The 21,779-nt window shown below is 65.9% G+C and carries 22 protein-coding genes and 1 riboswitch; of the genes, 19 read left to right on the top strand and 3 right to left on the bottom strand.

Features of this window, described 5'->3' with window-relative positions; translation table 11 throughout:
* Nucleotides 1-431 precede the first annotated feature (431 nt).
* Nucleotides 432-731: a PE family protein gene (locus tag DB708_RS02170; RefSeq protein WP_108920287.1), complete on the top strand. Its 300-nt coding sequence runs from the start codon at nucleotides 432-434 to the stop codon at nucleotides 729-731.
* Nucleotides 732-744: 13 nt separating this feature from the next.
* Nucleotides 745-1,983: a PPE family protein gene (locus tag DB708_RS02175; protein ID WP_133250966.1), complete on the top strand. Its 1,239-nt coding sequence runs from the start codon at nucleotides 745-747 to the stop codon at nucleotides 1,981-1,983.
* A gap of 2 nt (nucleotides 1,984-1,985) precedes the next feature.
* Here the strand turns inward: DB708_RS02175 and DB708_RS02180 are convergent, their stop codons facing one another.
* From DB708_RS02180 to DB708_RS02190, 3 genes are read right to left on the bottom strand one after another with little or no spacing between them, the layout of a single operon-like run.
* Nucleotides 1,986-2,999: a zinc-binding dehydrogenase gene (locus DB708_RS02180; protein WP_108920288.1), complete on the bottom strand. Its 1,014-nt coding sequence runs from the start codon at nucleotides 2,997-2,999 to the stop codon at nucleotides 1,986-1,988.
* A complete protein-coding gene (locus tag DB708_RS02185; protein WP_108920289.1) occupies nucleotides 2,999-4,186 on the bottom strand; it encodes an LLM class flavin-dependent oxidoreductase in 1,188 nt (395 codons plus the stop codon). The genes DB708_RS02180 and DB708_RS02185 overlap by 1 nt, the downstream gene beginning before the upstream one ends.
* Complete coding sequence (locus DB708_RS02190) at nucleotides 4,183-5,151, bottom strand: alpha/beta fold hydrolase (RefSeq protein ID WP_108920554.1); 969 nt, start codon at nucleotides 5,149-5,151, stop codon at nucleotides 4,183-4,185. Before DB708_RS02190 ends, DB708_RS02185 begins: the two co-directional genes overlap by 4 nt.
* Before the next feature lie 126 nt (nucleotides 5,152-5,277).
* Between DB708_RS02190 and DB708_RS02195 the strand changes: the two genes are divergently transcribed.
* The 17 genes from DB708_RS02195 (at nucleotide 5,278) to DB708_RS02275 (ending at nucleotide 21,779) form a co-directional block, all read left to right on the top strand.
* Entirely contained in the window at nucleotides 5,278-5,697 is a 420-nt protein-coding gene (locus DB708_RS02195; protein ID WP_108920290.1) for a VOC family protein, read from the top strand.
* Between the two features lie 235 nt (nucleotides 5,698-5,932).
* On the top strand, nucleotides 5,933-8,302 hold the full coding sequence (gene ftsH / locus DB708_RS02200) for an ATP-dependent zinc metalloprotease FtsH (protein ID WP_108920291.1): 2,370 nt from the start codon (nucleotides 5,933-5,935) through the stop codon (nucleotides 8,300-8,302).
* Between the two features lie 14 nt (nucleotides 8,303-8,316).
* Nucleotides 8,317-8,925, top strand: a complete 609-nt coding sequence (folE, locus tag DB708_RS02205; protein ID WP_108920292.1) for a GTP cyclohydrolase I FolE — start codon at nucleotides 8,317-8,319, stop codon at nucleotides 8,923-8,925.
* Nucleotides 8,922-9,752, top strand: a complete 831-nt coding sequence (gene folP, locus DB708_RS02210; RefSeq protein WP_108920293.1) for a dihydropteroate synthase — start codon at nucleotides 8,922-8,924, stop codon at nucleotides 9,750-9,752. Before folE ends, folP begins: the two co-directional genes overlap by 4 nt.
* A 4-nt stretch (nucleotides 9,753-9,756) precedes the next feature.
* Entirely contained in the window at nucleotides 9,757-10,155 is a 399-nt protein-coding gene (folB, locus tag DB708_RS02215) for a dihydroneopterin aldolase (protein ID WP_108920294.1), read from the top strand.
* A complete protein-coding gene (gene folK, locus DB708_RS02220) occupies nucleotides 10,155-10,706 on the top strand; it encodes a 2-amino-4-hydroxy-6-hydroxymethyldihydropteridine diphosphokinase (RefSeq protein WP_108920295.1) in 552 nt (183 codons plus the stop codon). The genes folB and folK overlap by 1 nt, the downstream gene beginning before the upstream one ends.
* Nucleotides 10,706-11,191: a DUF3180 domain-containing protein gene (locus DB708_RS02225; protein WP_108920296.1), complete on the top strand. Its 486-nt coding sequence runs from the start codon at nucleotides 10,706-10,708 to the stop codon at nucleotides 11,189-11,191. The genes folK and DB708_RS02225 overlap by 1 nt, the downstream gene beginning before the upstream one ends.
* Nucleotides 11,192-11,334: 143 nt before the next feature.
* Nucleotides 11,335-12,780 (top strand): DUF6779 domain-containing protein, encoded by a 1,446-nt coding sequence (locus tag DB708_RS02230; RefSeq protein ID WP_108920555.1) that lies wholly within the window; start codon nucleotides 11,335-11,337, stop codon nucleotides 12,778-12,780.
* 116 nt (nucleotides 12,781-12,896) lie between these two features.
* A complete protein-coding gene (locus DB708_RS02235) occupies nucleotides 12,897-13,808 on the top strand; it encodes a Rossmann-like and DUF2520 domain-containing protein (protein WP_108920297.1) in 912 nt (303 codons plus the stop codon).
* On the top strand, nucleotides 13,805-14,743 hold the full coding sequence (gene panC / locus DB708_RS02240) for a pantoate--beta-alanine ligase (RefSeq protein WP_108920298.1): 939 nt from the start codon (nucleotides 13,805-13,807) through the stop codon (nucleotides 14,741-14,743). The genes DB708_RS02235 and panC overlap by 4 nt, the downstream gene beginning before the upstream one ends.
* The gene (panD, locus tag DB708_RS02245; RefSeq protein WP_108920299.1) at nucleotides 14,743-15,186 is read left to right on the top strand and encodes an aspartate 1-decarboxylase; all 444 of its coding nucleotides are present in this window, start codon (nucleotides 14,743-14,745) and stop codon (nucleotides 15,184-15,186) included. The genes panC and panD overlap by 1 nt, the downstream gene beginning before the upstream one ends.
* A gap of 2 nt (nucleotides 15,187-15,188) precedes the next feature.
* Nucleotides 15,189-16,013 carry a type III pantothenate kinase gene (locus DB708_RS02250; protein WP_108920300.1) on the top strand — a complete coding sequence of 275 codons (825 nt, stop codon included), beginning with the start codon at nucleotides 15,189-15,191 and terminating at the stop codon, nucleotides 16,011-16,013.
* A gap of 136 nt (nucleotides 16,014-16,149) precedes the next feature.
* Nucleotides 16,150-17,658, top strand: a complete 1,509-nt coding sequence (lysS, locus tag DB708_RS02255; RefSeq protein ID WP_108920301.1) for a lysine--tRNA ligase — start codon at nucleotides 16,150-16,152, stop codon at nucleotides 17,656-17,658.
* Nucleotides 17,659-17,778: 120 nt separating this feature from the next.
* Nucleotides 17,779-18,117 carry a histone-like nucleoid-structuring protein Lsr2 gene (gene lsr2 / locus DB708_RS02260; RefSeq protein ID WP_085223269.1) on the top strand — a complete coding sequence of 113 codons (339 nt, stop codon included), beginning with the start codon at nucleotides 17,779-17,781 and terminating at the stop codon, nucleotides 18,115-18,117.
* Nucleotides 18,118-18,414: 297 nt separating this feature from the next.
* Entirely contained in the window at nucleotides 18,415-20,949 is a 2,535-nt protein-coding gene (gene clpC1 / locus DB708_RS02265; RefSeq protein WP_108920302.1) for an ATP-dependent protease ATP-binding subunit ClpC, read from the top strand.
* A gap of 78 nt (nucleotides 20,950-21,027) precedes the next feature.
* A complete protein-coding gene (locus DB708_RS02270; protein ID WP_108920303.1) occupies nucleotides 21,028-21,405 on the top strand; it encodes a YbjQ family protein in 378 nt (125 codons plus the stop codon).
* Between the two features lie 20 nt (nucleotides 21,406-21,425).
* Nucleotides 21,426-21,586: riboswitch (cobalamin riboswitch) on the top strand.
* Nucleotides 21,570-21,779, top strand: a complete 210-nt coding sequence (locus tag DB708_RS02275) for a CbtB domain-containing protein (protein ID WP_108920304.1) — start codon at nucleotides 21,570-21,572, stop codon at nucleotides 21,777-21,779. Its footprint overlaps the riboswitch before it by 17 nt.

Below are 21,779 nucleotides of genomic sequence, written 5' to 3' on the forward strand. Positions count from 1 at the left end.
TGATTGCCTGCCTCGTTCAGCATAGCCAAAAATTAGCTGGCAGCAGAAAGTCCCCAGGCTCGGCTCCTCGGAAGCCGAGCCGAGCTGGCGCATGCTTTGGCTCCGGCGATTCGTTGACATACGCGTATCGGACCGCAGCAATTTCCGGCAGTCGGCGCGCAGGTGTGGGCGGACCTTAGCAGTAATCCGCCGATCCGCGTGCGAATTCATACAAAACTCCAATCATATTGTTTTGCAAAGTCTTTCATTCTAAAAACGAATGTTGCAGCTTGCCGGATCGGCAACATGAACAGTTATCGACTCGATAATGAATTGGCTAGTCTGGGCTGTCATTTCTCGACATGTCGCGTCTAACGTAGCCAGGCGTCCGATTCAGGAGCCGGAGTTGTCTGCTGAAAGATGGTGAAAAGGAACGGTTTTTGAGGAGGGGTATGTCTTTCCTGAGGGCACAGCCGGAAGTGCTGCATGCAGTTGCCGGTGAGCTGCACAGTGTGAATGCGGCAGTGCGGGAGGGGAGTTCGGCGGCGGCAACACCGACGACGGGGGTGGTCCCGGCAGCCGCTGATGTGGTTTCGATATTGACTGCGGCACAGTTTGCTTCGCACGCGCAGCTCTTTCAGCAGATCAGCGCCGAGGCTGCCGCGGTCCGAGAACAGTTGGTGGCAACGCTGGTCGTCAGTGCCGGTTCGTATGCGGACACCGAGCTCGCCAACGCCGCCGCGGCCGGTTAGGCGAGGAACGCCGATGCTGGATTTCGCGCAGTTACCGCCGGAGATCAATTCCACGCTGATGTATACGGGGCCCGGATCAGGGCCCCTGCTGGCCGCGGCGGCAGCCTGGGGCGGGCTGGCCGCCGAGCTGTATTCCGCGGCAGCCAGCTATGGGTCGCTGATTTCCGGGCTTACCGATGGCCCCTGGCAGGGGCCATCCGCGTCGGCCATGCTGGCTGCGGCCGCCCCGCAAGTGGCGTGGCTAAGTCAGACGGCCGGGCAGGCTGAACAGGCCGGCACCCAAGCCGCGGCAGCCGCGGGTGCCTTCGAGGCGGCGTTCGCCGAGACGGTCCCCCCACCGGTGATAGCGGCGAATCGGTTGTTGTTGCTGGAGTTGTTGGCGACGAACTTCCTTGGGCAGAACACTGCGGCAATTGCGGCCCTCGAAGCGGAGTACGGCGAGATGTGGGCTCAAGATGCGGTCGCGATGTACGGGTATGCGGGTACGTCCGCGGCGGCGTCCACGTTGCCGGCGCCCCAGCTGGCTGCACCCACCGCCAACCCTGCGGGGCCGTCCACTCAGGCCGCTGCGGTGGCACAAGCAGCGGGCAATAGCGCAGGCAGCCAGGGGCTCAACGCGGTGCCCCAAACCTTGTCGGCGCTGGCCGGTACCAACACTGCTCAGGCGGCTCCCGGGTTCAATTTCGGTGGGATCAGCATGAACGCCGAGGGTGATGGGTTGCAATTGAGCGGCCCGTTGGGTGATCTGTTCGAGGGGCTGACCGGGTCGCAAGTCCTAGATGCCAGCTCGCCATTCGATGCGTTCATCAAGTTGGTCTCGCCGACGCGTCTGTTCACCACCTCGTTCAGAGACGTCCAGCAGCTCGCGCAGGGCTTCGCACCTCAGGCTGCCAAGGCTGCCACCGAGGGTGCCGCCCAAGCCGCGGAGGGCGCCGCGAGGGCGGCTGAGGCTGTGCCGCGTGCGCTTTCGGGAGCCTTGGGCAATGCCGCGGGCGCGGCGGGCAGGGCGGCATCTGTCGGGGGCTTGTCGGTTCCGGCGTCCTGGGGCGCTGTCACTCCGGCGGCCAACCCCGCCGTGGTGACGCTCAACGGCCTCAGTACTGCGGCGGCGGCACAGCCGGGGACCAATGCGGTCGGTGGGATGCCGCTAGCGGGCGGTGGGGCGGGGCGCAGCGTAGCGACCGCCCACTTTGCTCCTCCCCGCTACGGTTTCAAGCCGACGATCATCACCCACCCGCCGGCGGGCGGGTGAGCCTAGGGCGTCACCAGAATCTTGCAGTGCCGCTCGGGGTCGGCGAGGTCGTCGAAGGCCGCGCCGACCCCGTCCAGGCCCACCTCGCCGGTGATCAGCGGGCTGACATCGATCTCGCCCTCGGCCAAAGAGCGCAGTGACTCGGCGAACTCCTCGGCTCCGTAGGCCAGCGAGAACTGCACGTTGATCTCTTTGGCAATCGCGAAGAACGGATGGAAGGTGTCGGCCTCCATGCACACTCCGGCAACGACCAGGCGGGTGCCCGCCCTCGCCCGCAAGAGCACGTCGTCGATGATGCCGGGCACTCCGATCGCCTCGAAAACGACCGTGGGTTTGACGATGTCGAACGGCGAGCCCTGTGCGGCATCCAGCGTCTGGTGGGCGCCCATCGCCGTAGCCAACTCACGTCGCTTGGGCGAGAAATCCGACGCCACAATGCTTTCCACGCCGCGCACCCGAAGGCACGCGATGATCGCAATGCCGATCGGGCCGCAGCCCAGCACCAGGGCGGTTTCGCCTGGCTCGATGTTCGACTTGTTGACGGCGTGCAGCCCCACCGCCATTGGCTCGGTCAGGGCGGCGTGTTTGAGGTCCAGACCGTTGGGGACGGGCAGCAGCAGCGGCGCCGAGAGCAGCATCCGTTCCGCGTAGCCGCCGATGGTGTTGTTGCTGTAGACGATCGGCTGCACACCCTTGGCGGACAACAGCACCGGAATCGACGTGACGATGGAACCGGACGGATGGGTGTCGGTGTCGGGGCCGGCTTCGAGCACCTCGGCACTGAATTCGTGGCCCATGAAGATGTCGTGCTCCAGGTCGACGTCCATACCGCTGGCGCCACGCGCGACCCGCTCGGTCATCTCCAGCACCTTGCGACCGTGCGAGGCGAAATGCAAGTCGGAGCCGCAGATTCCGCAGGCCCGAATGGCGACCAGCACCTGGCCGGATTCGGGTACCGGGTCTGCGACGTCGTCGCGATAGACCATCCGGCCGTCGCGCAGCACCGAGGCGCGCATCAGGTCACCGCGCCTTCCTGCTCGCCGACGTGCTCGGTAATGGCTTTCACGACGGCCTCGCCGGCGCGGCCGATCAGTTGGTCGCGATGATCTTTGGCCCAGTCGTGCGACGCTCGCGGTGCCGCTAGCTGCCCTTTGAAGTGTGGAATCACCTTGCGGGCCATCAATTCATAGGAGTGATACGTCGCTTCGGGGGAGGCCCAGTCGTGACCGAGCATCAGCAAAGTCCCGAAGCCGCCCGACCGTTCCAGTAGGTCTTCGATGTGCGCGATCGCCTCGTCGGGGGTGCCGATGCAGCAATTCCCTTTAGCCGCATAGTCTTCGACGAATTCGTACGGTGTCTGCGTGCCCTCGACCGTGTTCGCCAGTGGGACAAATCCGGCCGCACCGAAGTAGTTCGCGAAATCCTGCAACCCGTAGGTGCAGTCTGTGATCGCCTGCTCGCGACTGTCGGCGATGTGCATGATGGACAGCACCCGCCAGTCGGCCCGACTCGGTTCGTCCCGCCCGACTTTGGCGGCCTGCTCGCGCACCACATCCCAGGTGGTTTCCAGCGCGGCGTAACCGCCGGGCACCGACATTGATAGCGACAGCAATGACGTGCCCAGGGCGCCCGCCAGCCGCGGTCCGGACGGCGAAATCATTGCCGCCGTGGATATTTCCGGATAGGGCCAGGTGTACGGGCGGATGTGCAGTTGCGCGTCGCGCAGCGTGAACCAGTCGGTGTGACGGTCGATTCGTTCGGTAGGCCCGGCGCGGAACAGCGCGAGGATTGCCTCCAACGACTCCTGCATCATGTGTCGCTGGTCGACCGGGTCGATGCCCATCATGTAGGCATCTGACGGCAGCGCCCCGGGGCCGGTGCCGAACATCACCCGGCCGCGGGTCAGGTGGTCCAGCAGCACCCAGCGGTCGGCCACCATCAGCGGATGATGGTAGGGCAGCGAGACCACGCCGGTGCCCAGCCGGATGTGTTTGGTCCGTTCCGCGGCGGCCGCGATGAACACTTCCGGGCACGCGATCAACTCGTAGCCACCCGAATGGTGTTCGCCGAACCACGCTTCGTCGTACCCCAGGCGGTCTAGGGCGACGACGCGTTCCATGTCGTATTCCAGTGCGACCGTGGGGGATTGGCCGATCGGGTGAAATGGTGTGATGAAGACGCCGAAACCAAGCGGTGCGTTCACCGCAGCTCCAATCCGTTGAGAAATTCCAGCAATACCGTGTTGACCTCGTCGGGTCTTTCCTGTTGCAGCCAGTGGCCGGCACCTTCGATCATCACCTGGCGATACGGCCCGGAGACGATCTCGGCGGCACGGTCGGCGCGAGTGAAGGCGAGAACGGGATCGGCTGTGCCGCCGATGAATAGGCACGGCACCGAGATCTTCGTGTCGGCGAGGTCGGCGGTGAGTTCCCAATTGCGGTCGAAATTGCGGTACCAGTTCAGGCCGCCGGTGAAACCGGTGCGGGAGAACTCGCCGATGTAGTGGTCGAGCTCGTCCTGAGTGATCCAGGCCGGCAGCCCATCGGGTTCGGGCAGGCGATCGATGAAGCCTTCCGGGCCCGGTGCCACCATCCGCATCCCCGCGGCCTTGTCGCCGTCGGTACGCAGGCCGCCCATCAACCGGCGGATCGTCCGGTCGGGATCCCCGTTGAGTTCGGCGTCGGCGATGCCGGGCTCCTGGAAATACAGGATGTAGAAGAAGTTCTCACCGAATGTTTTGCGCCATGCCTGCGTCGGCGTTACCTGCGATCTGGGCGTGGCCGGCACACTGAGGGCGGCGACAGCCGCGACCCGGTCGGGATGCAGCAGCGGCGCATGCCACACCACCGGGGCACCCCAGTCGTGGCCGATCCAGACGGCTCGCTGCGCGCCGACGTCGTCGAGCAGTCCGACGATGTCGGCCGTCAGCTCGCGGATGTTGTAGGCATCGATCGCGTCGGGGCGCGAGGACCCGCCGTAACCGCGCTGGTCGGGTGCCAGCACGTGATAGCCGGCCTCGGCGAGCACCGGAATCTGGTGTCGCCATGAGTAGGCCAATTCGGGAAAGCCGTGGGCCAAGACCACCACGGGCGCACCGCGATCGCCGGCCTCGACCACCCGCAGCCGTACGCCGTTGGTCTCTACTAACCGTTCGGTTGAGGTGGGCACCAACACACCAAATCACAACCCTCCTGGCGTGAGAAGTGCTCACCTGAGTTGAAAATGGCCGTTCACTTCGTGGCATCTGGTAGATATCGCGAATACGACGGCTAACCGAAAGCGGGTGGACTCGGCATGAGGCGGCTGGACCACATCGTGTTGTGGACCAAGGATCCGCGGGCAGCGATGGACTTCTATACGAACGTGATCGGGCTCGCGCCGCTGCGCTTCGACGAGTACGAGGCCGGAGAGGCGCCGTTTCCGAGCGTGCGGGTGTGCGAAGACTCGATCATCGACCTGCTGCCGGTGGCCAACATTGCCGCCTCAGAGTTGCTGACAAAGGTCGAGGGCAGTGCCGGACACCCGGTCAACCACGTCTGCCTGGCGCTGTCGAAGTCCGAATACCAGGCGCTGGATCGGCGCCTGCAGGCGGCGGGTGTGGACACCAGCGCCCGCTTGAGCCGCAGCTACGGGGCCCGGGGATGGGCACCGCACACCTATTACTTCTCCGATCCGGACGGCAATGTGCTCGAGGCCCGGTATTACGACGAGTAAGGCGGCCGCCAAGATGTTCATGGCTGCGCAGTGTCATCCCAGTGTGGCCCCGGCGTCCCCGAACTCATTTGCGGTGCTCTAGGTCGGATCGGGAACTGCCGCTCGTTGTCTGTGCAGGCAGCTGGCGACCCGCTGCGCCCCGGCTCTGCCGGTGCTGGCGATCGCCAGTAGCGGTAGCCTGAACTTTTCCAGCTGCGTGTATCGGGAAGGACCTGGCCGAAACGGCCGATGATTGATGAACCGGAAAAACGTGATTCGAATAGTCACGGCGATCGCTGTAGTTGTGCTGCTCGGCTGGTCGTTCTTCTATTTCAGCGATGACACCCGCGGATACAAACCCGTCGACACCTCGGTGGCGATGTCCCAGATCAACGGCGACAACGTCAAGAGCGCGCAGATCGATGACCGGGAGCAGCAACTCCGATTGACCCTGAAGAAGGGCAACAACGACACCGACAACTCCGACAAGGTCATCACCAAGTTCCCCAGTGGTTATGCCGTCGACCTGTTCAACGCGCTCAACGCGAAGAACGCCAAGGTCGCCACCGTCGTCAATGAGGGCAGCATCCTGGGCGAGCTGCTGGTTTACGTGTTGCCGTTGCTGTTGCTGGTGGGCCTGTTCGTGATGTTCTCGCGCATGCAAGGCGGCGCCCGAATGGGCTTCGGGTTCGGTAAATCGCGCGCCAAGCAGCTCTCCAAGGACATGCCCAAGACCACATTCGCCGACGTCGCCGGAGTCGACGAGGCGGTCGAGGAGCTTTACGAGATCAAGGACTTCCTGCAGAACCCGTCGCGTTACCAGGCGTTGGGCGCCAAGATCCCCAAAGGAGTGCTGCTCTACGGGCCACCGGGAACCGGTAAGACGTTGCTGGCCCGCGCGGTGGCCGGAGAGGCCGGGGTGCCGTTCTTCACCATCTCGGGCTCCGACTTCGTCGAGATGTTCGTCGGTGTCGGTGCCTCGCGGGTGCGCGACCTGTTCGAGCAGGCCAAGCAGAACAGCCCGTGCATCATCTTCGTCGACGAGATCGACGCGGTGGGCCGTCAGCGCGGCGCCGGGCTAGGCGGTGGCCACGACGAGCGTGAGCAGACACTGAACCAGCTGCTGGTCGAGATGGACGGCTTCGGCGATCGCGCCGGGGTCATCCTGATCGCCGCGACCAACCGCCCCGACATCCTGGACCCGGCGCTGCTGCGCCCGGGCCGCTTCGACCGGCAGATCCCGGTGTCCAACCCCGACCTGGCCGGCCGGCGCGCGGTATTGGCCGTGCACTCCAAGGGCAAGCCGATCGCGTCGGGCGCCGACCTGGAGGGGCTGGCCAAGCGGACCGTCGGCATGACCGGCGCCGACCTGGCCAACGTCATCAACGAGGCGGCGCTGCTGACGGCCCGCGAGAACGGCACAGTCATCACCGGGCCCGCCCTCGAGGAAGCCGTGGACCGGGTGATCGGCGGACCGCGCCGCAAGGGCCGGATCATCAGCGAGCATGAGAAGAAAATCACCGCCTACCACGAAGGTGGGCACACCCTGGCCGCGTGGGCGATGCCGGACATCGACCCCGTCTACAAGGTGACGATCCTGGCCCGCGGCCGTACCGGCGGGCACGCCGTCGCGGTGCCCGAAGAGGACAAGGGCCTGCGCACCCGCTCGGAGATGGTTGCGCAGCTGGTGTTCGCGATGGGCGGGCGCGCCGCCGAGGAACTGGTGTTCCGCGAGCCGACGACCGGCGCGGTGTCCGACATCGAGCAGGCCACCAAGACCGCGCGCGCGATGGTCACCGAATTCGGTATGAGTTCCAAACTCGGTGCTGTCAAATACGGCTCCGAGCACGGCGACCCCTTCCTGGGCCGGACCATGGGCAACCAGGCGGACTACTCCCACGAGGTTGCCCGCGACATCGACGACGAGATCCGCAAGCTCATCGAGGCCGCGCACACCGAGGCCTGGGAGATCCTCACCGAATACCGCGATGTGCTCGACACTTTGGCCGGCGAGCTGCTGGAAAAAGAAACCCTGCACCGGCCCGAGCTGGAGAAGATCTTCGCCGACGTCGAAAAGCGGCCCCGGCTCACGATGTTCGACGACTTCGGTGGTCGTATCCCGTCGGACAAACCGCCGATCAAGACGCCCGGAGAGCTGGCGATCGAGCGCGGCGAGCCGTGGCCCCAACCGATCCCCGAGCCGGCTTTCAAGGCGGCCATCGCGGCGGCCAGCCAGGCCGCCGAGGCCGCGCAAGCTGAGGCCGATAGAAAAGCCCATGGCCCCAACGGTTCTCACGGTGGTCAGGGTGCCGGCGATCGCGCCGGGTCCCTGCGTCCCACTCAGCCCGACTACGGGGCTCCGGCCGGCTGGCATGCGCCCGGCTGGCCGCCGCCACCGCAGCATCAGCAACAGCCGCAGGGACACTGGTATCCGCCTCCGCCGCAGCCACATTGGCCTGCGCCGGCTCCGAGCTATCCGGGCCAGCCGAGCCGTGGCCAGGGCCAGCCGTCGTACCCGCCCTATCCGCCGTATCCCCCACCCGGTCAGCCCAGCCCGGATCCGGCAAAATCCCCTGATCAACCGGATGAGGATGTAAGCCGGTCCAACCCGCCGGCCCGCGGCTGACGAACGGAGATTCGATGGCGCTCCCGGATACCCGCATCGAGCTGGATCGCGTACGGGCGTTCGACCAGCCACGTGCTGAGGCGGCGGTCCGCGAGTTGTTGTACGCGATCGGCGAAGACCCCGATCGAGACGGGTTGCGCGACACCCCGGCTCGCGTCGCTCGCGCGTACCGGGAAATATTCTCCGGGCTCTACACCGATCCGGATGCCGTGCTCAACACCATGTTCGACGAGGAGCACGACGAGTTGGTGATCGTCAAGGAAATCCCGCTGTACTCCACGTGTGAGCATCACCTGGTGTCGTTCCACGGCGTGGCCCATGTCGGCTACATCCCCGGCGAGGAAGGCCGGGTAACCGGGTTGTCGAAAATCGCCCGGCTGGTTGACCTTTACGCCAAGCGGCCGCAGGTTCAAGAGCGGCTCACCAGCCAAATCGCCGACGCGTTGGTGAACCGGCTTGCCCCCCGCGGGGTGATCGTCGTCGTCGAGGCCGAGCATCTGTGCATGGCGATGCGCGGTGTCCGCAAGCCCGGCGCCACCACCACCACCTCCGCGGTGCGCGGCCAGTTCAAAACCGATGCGGCCTCCCGAGCCGAAGCGCTCGATCTCATCCTGCGTAAGTGAGTTCGCCGCCTGTGCAGGTTGTCGGGGTTGTGAACGTCACTGACGACTCATTCTCGGATGGCGGACGCTACCTCTGTACCGACAACGCCGTCGCGCACGGCCTGGCGTTGGCGGCCGAAGGTGCGGGCATCGTCGACGTGGGCGGAGAGTCGACCCGGCCCGGAGCCACCCGGATCGACCCACGGGTCGAGAGCTCCCGCGTCCTTCCTGTCATCAAAGAACTTGCGGCACAGGGTATTACGGTGAGCATCGATACTATGCACGCTGAAGTCGCTCGCGCCGCCCTGCAGAACGGCGCGCGGATCGTCAACGACGTGTCCGGCGGACGAGCCGATCCGGCGATGGCACCACTGATGGCCGAAGCTGGTGCGCTATGGGTGTTGATGCACTGGCGATCGGTGTCGTCGAGCCACCCGCACGAGGCTCCGCACTACCGTGACGTGGTGGCCGAGGTGCGCTCGGAACTGCTGGCCAGCGTGGACGCCGCGGTGGCCGCCGGCGTCAACCCGGCGAAGCTGGTCATCGACCCGGGACTTGGATTCGCCAAGACGGGACAACACAATTGGGCGTTGCTGCATGCCCTGCCGGAACTGGTGGCCACCGGGGTGCCGGTGCTCCTGGGTGCCTCGCGTAAACGGTTCCTCGGTACGCTGTTGGCCGGACCGGACTCCTCGCCCCGGCCGCCCGATGGGCGAGAGACGGCGACCGCGGTGATTTCCGCGCTGGCCGCCCTGCACGGAGTCTGGGGTGTGCGAGTGCACGATGTGCGGGCCTCTGTCGACGCCCTCAAGGTCGTCGGCGCCTGGACGCAGATAGGGCGGACATAGAGCAATGGCTGACCGAATCGAGTTGCGCGGCTTAACAGTTCATGGCCGGCATGGAGTCTTCGAGGCCGAGCGGACAAATGGGCAGGAATTCGTCGTCGACATCGTCGTGTGGATCGACCTGGTCGACGCCGCCGCCAGCGATGACCTGGCCGACACCCACGACTACGGCGCTCTGGTCCAGCGGGCCGCCGACATCGTTGCGGGGCCTCCGCACAACCTGATCGAGACGGTGGGAGCCGAGATTGCCGATCACGTGATGGCCGACGAGCGGGTACACGCTGTCGAGGTGACGGTGCATAAGCCACAGGCCCCGATACCGCAGAAGTTCGCCGATGTCGCGGTGGTGATCCGGCGGTCGCGGCGCGGCGGGCGCGGTTCGGTGATTCCCGCGGGTTCAGTCTGATGACCCGCGTCGTACTGTCCATCGGCTCCAACCTGGGGGACCGGCTGGCGCGACTGCAGTCGGTGGTCGACGGGCTCGGCGACGCACTGCTGGCGGTCTCGCCCGTCTACGAGACCGCCCCCTGGGGGCGGGTGGAGCAGGGGCCGTTTCTCAACGCGGTGCTGATCGCCGACGACCCGGCCCGCGACGGCCAGGCCTGGCTGCGCCGGGCGCAGGAGTTTGAACATGCGGCGGGCCGGGTTCGCGGCGAGCGCTGGGGCCCGCGCACCCTGGACGTCGACCTGATTGCCTGCTACTCCGCGGACGGCGAGGTGATCAGTCTGGACAACAACCTGACACTGCCGCATCCGCTGGCCCACCTGCGGGCCTTCGTGATGGTGCCCTGGCTGGCCGTCGACCCGGGGGCTCAGCTGACCGTGGCCGGTGGGCCCCAACCCGTCGCTCAGCTGTTGGCCGAACTCGATCCCGCCGACCAAGAGGCGGTCCGGCTGTCCGTACAGACGCTCACGCACCGGGCCGCGTCCCGAGCCGATCCGGAATCGCAGAGCTGATGGGGCCGACTAGAAAACGTGACCTGACGGCCGCGGTAGTCGGCGCTGCGATACTGAGTTACCTGCTGATCAGGTCGTCGTTCCGGTGGTTTCCGCCGATCACGGTGTGGACGGGTCTGTCGCTGCTCGCGGTGGCTATCGCCGAGGTGCTGTGGGCGCGCTACGTACGAGCCAGGATCGCCGAAGGGGAGATCGGTGACGGGCCCGGCTGGCTGCACCCGCTCGCGGTGGCACGCACCGTGGTGATTGCCAAGGCGTCGGCCTGGGTCGGCGCCCTGGTGCTGGGCTGGTGGGTCGGGGTGCTGGTGTACTTCCTGCCGCGTCGGTCCTGGCTGCGGGTCGCCGCGGAGGACACCACGGGAACGGTGGTGGCCGCCGTCAGCGCGTTGGCGCTACTGGTCGCCGCGCTGTGGCTACAGCACTGCTGCAAATCCCCGCCGGACCAGACCGAGCACGGCGGGGGGGCCGAAGGAGCGGAAGGCTAAGGGCCCACCGAGGTTGCGGACCATCCGGCGGGCGGACGCGAACGGCCCGGCAGTTAACGGCGATTAATCAACGAATTAACCCAGGTGAGAATCGCCGGAGTCGTGCGACACGCGCGATGACGTCGCACAGGTACAGTCAGGCCATGACCGTTCTGTCCCGCGGCGCCCGGGGTCGGCGCGGCGGCCGCAGGCCGGGGTGGGTGCTCTTGACGGCGTTGCTGGTCCTCGCGATGGGGGCCAGTTCCGCACTGGTTTTCACCAATCGGGTGGAACTTCTCAAGCTCGCTGTGATCCTGGCGCTGTGGGCCGCAGTCGCCGGTGCTTTCGTGTCGGTGCTCTACCGTCGGCAAAGCGACGCCGATCAGTCGCGGGTGCGGGACTTGAAGCTGGTCTATGACTTGCAGCTGGATCGGGAAATCTCGGCGCGCCGTGAGTACGAGCTGACGGTCGAGTCCCAGTTGCGGCGCGAGCTGGCCTCCGAGATACGCGCTGCGGCCGATGACGATCTAGCCGCGCTGCGCGCGGAAGTGTCCGCGCTGCGGACCAGCCTGGAGATCTTGTTCGACACCGACCTCGAGCAGCGCCCGGCGCTGGGAACCATGGAGACCGATACGCCGCCGGCCCGCGCGTACAGCGACTGGGACCGCAACGGGGAAGGCGCTGGAGTCGATTGGGTGACCAGCGATCGGGTCACCTCGGTCCGCGAGGGCCACCCGGTGGACTCCGCTGAGCCTCGCATCGACGAATCCGCGATCATCGACGTGCCCGAAGAGCCGCTGGTGCCGCCGCGTTCGCGGGAGCGGGCGCGGTTCCAATACGAAGACCAGCAAGAGGCGGCCTACCCGCCGCCACCGGCCCAGTATCCGCAGACTCCGCCGTATGTGGTCCCGCAAGAGGTCCCGTATCCGCCCCCGCCGATGCCCGCCCCTGCCGCGGCCGAGCAGCGATTCGAGCCCCAACACTGGCAGCCGCACCCCCAGCAGGTGCCGCCACCCGGGCCACCACCACCGGAGCCACAGCCCGGATTGGCGCGGCCCGACTGGCAGCCGGTTATCTCCGACGGGCTCTGGTTGCCTCCGGGAGCACCCGGCAGCAACTGGGCGGGCGGCGATTCACCCGATGCGGCCGCCGAAACGTCGGGCCGGCGTCGGCGCTCCCGGCATTCCAACCCCGAGGAGCAGTTCGAGGGCCCGCCAGTCGAGCCCGAGCCCCCAGCGCCGGACAGCGAATCCAGCCGTCGGGCACGCTCGCGCCATTCCGCGGAGTACCGCGACTATTCCGTCGCGAACTTCCTCGGACCGAACGAGCCCGGCCCAGCGCCGCCACCTCGCCCCGCCGCCGCGACCGCGCCGCCCCCGCCGCCGCACGCCAGGCAGGAACTTCACGACGCGGAGCCGCCGCCACCCCGACTCGCCCCCGCGCCGCACCCGGAGCCCGCACCCCGCCACCTCGGGGCGGAATCCGGGCCCGAGGCGCCGGACAACATCGGTGAGGGCCCGCAGACCGGTGGTCAGTCGGTTGCCGACCTGCTGGCCCGGCTGCAGGTACAGCCATCCGGGGGTGGCCGGCGTCGTCGCCGGGAAGGCTGAGCTGGGACATTCCTCACATTGGGGCAGCGTCCGGGATCGACTAAAATCTGGATGACCGTCCGGTACCCAGCACCTGGGACTGGAACGAACGAATCAACATTGTGAGGCCGTCTGCGATGGAGCAGTTCGACGGTTTGCGCCCGGCCAGGCTCAAGGTGGGCATCATTTCGGCAGGCCGGGTGGGTACCGGCCTGGGGGTCGCCCTGGAGCGCGCTGAGCACGTTGTAGTGGCATGCAGCGCCATCTCCCATGCGTCGCGGGAGCGGGCGGCGCGCCGGCTGCCGGACACCTCGATAGTCCCACCCCAGGATGTGGCCGCCGCGGCCGAACTGCTGCTGTTGTCGGTTCCCGACAGCGAACTCGCCGGCCTGGTGTCCGGGCTGGCCGCCACCTCGGCGGTGCGGCCCGGCACGATCGTGGTCCACACCTCGGGCGCCAACGGGGTCGGCATCCTCGCGCCGCTGACCCAGCATGGCTGCATACCGCTGGCGATCCACCCGGCGATGACGTTCACCGGCTCCGACGAGGACATCAGCCGGCTGCCGGACACCTGCTTCGGCATCACCGCGGCCGACGATGTCGGCTACGCGATCGGGCAGTCGCTGGTTCTGGAGATGGGCGGCGAGCCGTTCTGCGTCCGCGAGGACGCCCGCATCCTGTACCACGCCGCCCTGGCCCATGCGGGCAATCACATCGTGGCGGTGCTCGCCGATGCGCTCGACGCGTTGCGGGCGGCGCTGCGGGGCAGCGAACTGCTCGGGCAGCAAGCCGTCGACGAGCAGCCCGGCGGCCTTGCCGAGCGCATCGTGGGACCGCTGGCCCGGGCGGCGCTGGAGAACACGCTGCAGCGTGGGCAGGCCGCGCTCACCGGTCCGGTCGCCCGCGGTGATGCGGCCGCGGTCGCCGCCCATCTGCGCGCGCTGGCGCAGGTTGATCCGGAGCTGGCGCAGGCCTATCGGGTGAACGCCCTGCGGACCGCGCAGCGCGCACACGCTCCGTCCGACGTCGTCGAGGTGTTGGCGCGATGAACGCGACGACGGCCCGACCGCCGGCGTTTAAGCCGGGTGAACTGAATATCTACTCGGCGCCACGCGACGCCTCGGACGTCAGCCGCGCGCTGCGCTACACCGGCCGCCGGGTGATGTTGGTGCCGACGATGGGCGCGCTGCACGAGGGGCATCTGGCCCTGGTGCGCGCCGCCAAACGGGTGCCCGGCTCCGTAGTGGCTGTTTCGATCTTCGTGAATCCGTTGCAGTTTGGTGCCGGGGAAGACCTGGACGCCTACCCACGCACGCTCGACAACGACCTGGCGCTGCTGCGCGGCGAAGGTGTCGAGGTGGTGTTCGCCCCTACCGCCGCCGCGATGTATCCCGACGGCCTACGCACCACCGTGCAGCCTGGTCCGCTGGCCGGTCAGCTCGAAGGTGCTTCGCGGCCAACACATTTCGCGGGAATGCTAACGGTCGTGTGCAAGCTGCTGCAGATCGTGCACCCAGACCGTGCCTTCTTCGGCGAGAAGGATTACCAGCAACTGGTCCTGATCCGGCAGATGGTTGCCGACCTGAACATCGACGTGCAGGTCGTCGGTGTGCCGATCGTGCGGGAAGTTGACGGCCTGGCGATGTCGTCGCGCAATCGCTACCTCGATACCGAGCAGCGTGAACTGGCCGTAGCACTTTCGGCGGCGCTGACGGCCGGTGCGCATGCGGCGGGGCACGGCGTCCAGGCCGTGCTGGATGCGGCCCGCACGGTGCTCGATGCCACCCCCGGACTCGTGCTCGACTACCTGGAGCTGCGCAGCACTGAGCTCGGACCCGAACCCATCAACGGATCCGGTCGGCTGCTGATCGCCGCCCGGCTCGGCACCACCAGACTGCTGGACAACGTTGCAATCCAAATCGATGGTATCGCCGGCACCTCTCGGGGGCCGGACGGACATGTTGAAACACCTTGGAGGAACTGATGTTTCGGACGATGCTCAAGTCGAAAATCCACCGCGCCACTGTCACGCAAGCGGATCTGCACTACGTCGGCTCGGTGACCATCGATGCCGACCTGATGGAGGCCGCCGATCTGTTGGAGGGCGAGCAGGTGACCATCGTGGACATCGACAACGGCGCCCGGCTCGTCACCTACGCGATCACCGGCGAGCGTGGCACCGGCATCATCGGAATAAATGGTGCCGCAGCGCATCTCGTGCACCCCGGCGACTTGGTGATCCTGATCGCCTACGGCACGATGGAGGATGCCGAGGCGCGTGCCTACCAGCCACGCATCGTCTTCGTCGATGCCGACAACAAGCAGATCGACCTGGGGAGCGATCCGGCTTTCGTGCCCGACGATGCGGCCGACCTATCCCCGGCACGCGGGCGGTACCCCCACAACCCCCGGATCGGCGTCCTGTAATCGTGCTGCTTGCGATCGACGTTCGCAACACGCACACCGTGGTCGGGCTGCTGTCCGGCGCCAAAGAGCACGCAAAAGTCGTGCAGCACTGGCGGATCCGCACCGAGTCCGAAGTCACCGCGGACGAACTGGCGCTGACCATCGACGGCCTGATCGGCGACGACTCCGAGCAGCTCACCGGCGCCGCGGCCCTGTCCACCGTTCCGTCGGTGTTGCACGAAGTGCGGGTCATGCTCGACCAGTACTGGCCGTCGGTTCCGCACGTGCTGATCGAGCCCGGGGTGCGGACCGGTATCCCGCTGCTGGTCGACAACCCGAAAGAGGTCGGCGCCGACCGGATCGTCAATTGCCTGGCGGCGTTTCAGAAATACGGAAAAGCCTGCATCGTCGTCGACTTCGGATCGTCGATCTGTGTGGACGTGGTTTCGGCCAAGGGGGAGTTCCTCGGCGGCGCGATCGCACCCGGGGTGCAGGTCTCCTCGGATGCCGCGGCGGCCCGCTCGGCCGCGCTGCGCCGGGTCGAGCTGTCCCGCCCCCGGTCGGTGATCGGTAAGAACACCGTCGAATGCATGCAAGCGGGCGCGGTGTTCGGCTTCGCCGGGCTGGTAGACGGCCTGGTGACGCGCATCCGCGAGGACGTCGACGGCTTTTCCGACGACTTAGGCGATCAAGTCGTGGTGGTGGCCACCGGCCACACCGCGCCGCTGCTGCTGTCCGAGCTGCAGACCGTTGCCCATTACGACCAGCACCTGACGCTGGACGGGCTGCGACTGGTGTTCGAGCGCAACCGGGACGCCCAGCGCGGCCGGCTCAAGACCGCACACTGACGTTCTCGCTCGCGCTGAGCGTGCGCACAGGGCGGAAACGCACCCGGTTCCACGCCGTGACCCCACACTCGAAGCCACCAGCGCACACTCGACGCCTGCGGCGACGGCCGCGCCAAGTCCTTTAAGCTGGCACGTCGTGAGTGCCGCCGCAGACAACGGAGCAGACCTCCCCGAGCAGTTCCGGATACGCCGGGATAAGCGCGCTCGGCTGTTGGCCGAGGGGCTTGACCCTTACCCGGTAGCCATCGAACGCACCCACACCCTGGCGCAGGTCCGCGCCGCCTACCCCGACTTGGCCGTCGACACCGCGACAGCCGACGTCGTCGGAGTTGCGGGACGGGTCATATTCGCGCGCAATTCCGGCAAATTGTGTTTCGCCACGCTGCAGGACGGTGATGGCGCCACCCTGCAGGTAATGGTCAGCCTGGACAAGGTCGGTCAGGATTCGCTGGAGGCCTGGAAAGCCGACGTCGACCTCGGCGACATCGTCTATGTACACGGCAACGTGATCAGCTCACGGCGCGGCGAATTATCCGTTCTGGCCGACTCCTGGCGGATCGCATCCAAGTCGCTGCGGCCGCTGCCGGTCGCGCATAAGGACATGAGTGAAGAATCGCGGGTGCGGCAGCGTTATGTCGACCTGATCGTCCGCCCGCAGGCGCGTGACGTGGCACGCCAACGAATCGCCGTTGTACGCGCGATACGCAACGCACTGGAACGGCGCGGGTTTCTCGAAGTCGAAACGCCAATCTTGCAGACGTTGGCCGGTGGCGCGGCAGCTCGGCCGTTCATCACGCATTCCAATGCTCTCGACATCGATCTCTACCTGAGGATCGCACCCGAACTGTTCCTCAAGCGATGCATCGTCGGTGGATTCGACAGGGTCTTCGAGCTAAATCGTGTGTTCAGAAACGAAGGTTCCGATTCCACACATTCTCCGGAATTCTCGATGTTGGAGACCTACCAGACGTACGGAACGTATGACGATTCGGCAGTCGTCACGCGAGAGCTTATTCAAGAGGTGGCCGACGAGGCCATCGGTATCCGACAACTGCGGTTGCCAGATGGCAGTGTCTACGACATAGACGGAGAATGGGCGTCGATTCAAATGTATCCGTCGTTGTCTGCGGAGCTCGGGGAAGAGATCACACCGCAGACGTCGGTCGATCGGTTACGTGCCATCGCGGACCGGCTAGGTGTCGAGATTCCCGAGGGCCGCGGCTACGGGCACGGAAAGCTTGTCGAGGAGCTGTGGGAGCACGCGGTGGGCAATACGCTGACCGCACCGATGTTCGTCAAGGATTTCCCTGTCGAGACAACACCTTTGACACGACAGCACCGAAGTATCCCGGGTGTGACCGAGAAGTGGGACCTCTACGTGCGCGGCGTCGAACTCGCCACCGGGTACTCGGAATTAAACGATCCGGTGGTGCAACGCGAGCGATTCGCCGAACAAGCGCGCGCCGCGGCCGCTGGTGATGACGAGGCTATGCTGCTCGACGAAGACTTTCTCGCCGCACTCGAGTATGGGATGCCGCCTTGCACCGGAACGGGAATGGGTATCGACCGGTTGTTGATGACTTTGACCGGGCTGTCAATTAGAGAGACAGTTTTGTTCCCGATTGTTCGACCGCACTCTAGCTGAAAGCGCAACACTCGGTGTTGCGCTCAGATTGAATATGCTGCGTTGATATGGCAGATTAGTGACCGGGGAGTGGGTCCAAACTGCCCAGCAACTGCTCAGGAAGAACGCGAGGGTAAGCAAATGGCGAAAAAAGTCACCGTCACCTTGGTCGATGATTTCGACGGTGCAGGCGCCGCCGACGAAACTGTCGAATTCGGGCTTGACGGGGTGACCTATGAGATTGATCTTTCAACGAAGAATGCCGCGAAACTCCGCGGTGATCTTAAGCAGTGGGTGGCAGCCGGCCGTCGCGTCGGTGGCCGTCGCCGTGGACGTTCCGGAACTGGGCGCGGTCGTGGGGCAATTGACCGCGAGCAGAGCGCGGCGATCCGCGAATGGGCGCGCAGAAACGGGCACAACGTGTCGACGCGGGGCCGTATCCCGGCAGACGTCATCGACGCGTTCCACGCTGCCACCTAGATAAGCCGTTGACCGGCGCCCGGCCGTGAGGCCTGGGCGCCGGTTCTGTTTTCGCTGGTGGCGTAATTATCGCCGGCGTTCGGGGAAACGAATTGGTGGTTTGTCTCGTTTCTTCAGCTATGGCTCTGTCATCACCGGGGGATTCCTCAGATGGTGCCGAGCAGGCCCGAACGTCAAGGCACCGCAAGGTTAGAACCCTGGCGGGCCGACCACTACAGTAGACACCAGGTACGCACTGTCGGCCCGTTTGCCGACAACGAGGGAGTACCGATGGTGAGGGAGAGCAGGTAACCACCGATGTTCGAGAGATTCACTGACCGCGCCCGAAGGGTGGTCGTCCTGGCCCAAGAAGAGGCCCGGATGCTCAACCACAACTACATCGGCACCGAGCACATCCTGTTGGGTTTGATTCACGAAGGTGAAGGCGTCGCAGCGAAGTCGCTGGAGTCGCTTGGGATCTCGCTCGAGGGCGTCCGGAGCCAGGTCGAAGAGATCATCGGCCAGGGGCAGCAGGCACCGTCGGGGCACATCCCGTTCACCCCGCGTGCCAAGAAGGTTCTGGAGCTGAGCCTGCGCGAGGCGCTGCAGCTCGGCCACAACTACATCGGCACCGAGCACATTTTGCTGGGCCTGATTCGTGAGGGCGAGGGCGTGGCCGCCCAGGTGCTGGTCAAGCTCGGCGCCGAGCTGACCCGGGTGCGCCAGCAGGTGATTCAGCTGCTGAGCGGCTACCAGGGTAAGGAGGCCGCGGAGGCCGGGACCGGTGGCCGCGGCGGCGAGTCCGGCAGCCCGTCCACGTCGTTGGTTCTCGACCAGTTCGGCCGCAACCTGACGGCTGCCGCGATGGAAGGCAAGCTGGACCCTGTCATCGGCCGCGAGAAGGAAATCGAGCGGGTGATGCAGGTGTTGAGCCGGCGCACCAAGAACAACCCAGTGCTGATCGGCGAGCCCGGCGTCGGCAAGACCGCTGTGGTCGAAGGTCTGGCGCAGGCCATTGTGAAGGGCGAGGTGCCCGAGACCCTCAAGGACAAGCAGCTCTACACGCTGGACCTGGGGTCGCTGGTCGCGGGCAGCCGCTACCGCGGTGATTTCGAGGAACGCCTGAAGAAGGTGCTCAAGGAGATCAATACCCGCGGCGACATCATCCTGTTCATCGACGAGCTGCACACCCTGGTCGGTGCCGGCGCCGCCGAGGGCGCGATCGACGCCGCGTCGATCCTCAAGCCCAAGCTGGCCCGCGGCGAGCTGCAGACCATCGGTGCCACCACGCTCGACGAGTACCGCAAGTACATCGAGAAGGACGCTGCCCTGGAGCGCCGCTTCCAGCCGGTGCAGGTCGGCGAGCCGACGGTGGCGCACACCATCGAGATCCTGAAGGGTCTGCGCGATCGCTACGAGGCGCACCACCGGGTGTCGATCAGCGACTCCGCAATCGTGGCCGCCGCCACGCTGGCCGACCGCTACATCAACGACCGGTTCCTGCCGGACAAGGCGATCGACTTGATCGACGAGGCCGGAGCGCGGATGCGAATCCGCCGGATGACCGCTCCGCCAGACCTGCGTGAGTTCGACGAGAAGATCGCCGACGCGCGTCGGGAAAAGGAATCCGCGATCGACGCCCAGGACTTCGAAAAGGCCGCCAGCCTGCGCGACCGCGAGAAGCAACTGGTCGCGCAGCGGGCCGAGCGCGAAAAGCAGTGGCGTTCAGGCGATATGGATGTGGTCGCCGAGGTGGACGACAACGAGATCGCCGAGGTGCTGGGCAACTGGACCGGTATTCCGGTGTTCAAGCTCACCGAGGCCGAGACCACGCGCCTGCTGCGTATGGAGGACGAACTACACAAGCGCATCATCGGTCAGGTCGATGCCGTCAAGGCCGTCTCCAAGGCGATCCGCCGTACCCGCGCCGGGCTGAAAGACCCCAAACGCCCGTCGGGCTCGTTCATCTTCGCCGGCCCGTCGGGCGTCGGTAAGACCGAACTGTCCAAGGCGCTGGCCAACTTCCTGTTCGGCGACGACGACGCGCTCATCCAGATCGACATGGGCGAATTCCACGACCGGTTTACCGCGTCGCGGCTGTTCGGTGCTCCGCCCGGATATGTCGGCTACGAAGAGGGCGGCCAGCTCACCGAGAAGGTGCGCCGCAAGCCGTTCTCCGTGGTGCTGTTCGACGAGATCGAGAAGGCGCACCAGGAGATCTACAACAGCCTGTTGCAGGTGCTCGAAGATGGTCGGCTCACCGACGGGCAGGGCCGCACGGTGGACTTCAAGAACACCGTGCTGATCTTCACGTCCAACCTCGGCACCTCCGACATCTCCAAGCCGGTGGGCCTGGGCTTCACCCAGGGTGGCGGCGAGAACGACTACGAGCGGATGAAGCAGAAGGTCAACGACGAGCTGAAGAAGCACTTCCGCCCCGAGTTCCTCAACCGCATCGACGACATCATCGTCTTCCACCAGCTGACTCGTGACGAGATCATCCAAATGGTCGACCTGATGATCGAACGCGTCGGCAAGCAGCTCAAGACCAAGGACATGGCGATGGAGCTGACCGACAAGGCCAAGTCGTTGCTGGCCAAGCGCGGCTTCGACCCGGTGCTGGGTGCTCGCCCGCTGCGGCGCACCATCCAGCGCGAGATCGAGGACCAGCTCTCCGAGAAGATCCTCTTCGACGAGGTCGGTCCCGGTCAGGTCGTTACCGTCGACGTGGACAACTGGGACGGCGAAGGTGCCGGCGAGGACGCGGTGTTCACGTTCGCCGGAGCGCGCAAGCCGCCGGCCGAGCCGGAACTGACGAAAGCCGGAGCGCACGCCGCGCCCGACAACCAGTAGCACTACAGCAAACGGGTGGTTAGTCTCTGACCGGACTAACCACCCGTTTTGCTGTGCTGAGAGCTAAGGGGTTCGGCTGTGCTGATCGTCACCACGAATGACCTTCCGGGCTGGGAGATTCGGCGCGTCTGCGGCGAAGTGTTCGGACTGACTGTTCGCTCGCGCAATGCGTTCGCCCAGTTCGGTGCCGGACTGAAGTCGATGTTCGGCGGCGAACTGGCCGGCATGACAAAGAATCTCGCCGAGAGTCGCAACGAGGCGATGGGTCGGCTGATCGCCGAGGCGCGCAACCGCGGCGGCAACGCGATCATCGCGATGCGGTTCGACACCACTGAGATCGGCGACGTGTGGACCGAGATCTGCGCCTACGGCACGGCAGTGGAGGCGGTGCCGGTTACGGATGCCGCGAAATACACCGCCAGCCAACTGGGCTACGGCGGACAGCCCGCGCAGTAGTGATTGGTTCTACTGTGCAGTCCGATTAGACTGACGACTGTTATCAGTTATTGCTGATGGGCAACGGAATCTGGTGAAATTCCAGAACGGTCGCGCCACTGTGGAGAGTCAGACCCGGAACCCGTCACGAAGGTGGGACGCGTCATTCCCAGAAGGAGTCAGCAGTGTCCAGTTCTGAGACGACCCGCGCACGCGCGATAGATTTGTCGGCGTCGAGCGCCGCGCTCTGGTTGGCGGCAACCGCTTTCCTGGCGTTGTTGGCGATTTACTTCGTCGGCGTCGATCAAGGTGCCGTGTCGCTGTTCGGCAGCGACACGCATGTGCACGAATTCGTGCACGATGCGCGCCACCTCCTCGGCTTCCCCTGCCACTGA

The sequence above is a fragment of the Mycobacterium montefiorense genome, from assembly GCF_003112775.1.
Lineage (GTDB): Bacteria > Actinomycetota > Actinomycetes > Mycobacteriales > Mycobacteriaceae > Mycobacterium > Mycobacterium montefiorense.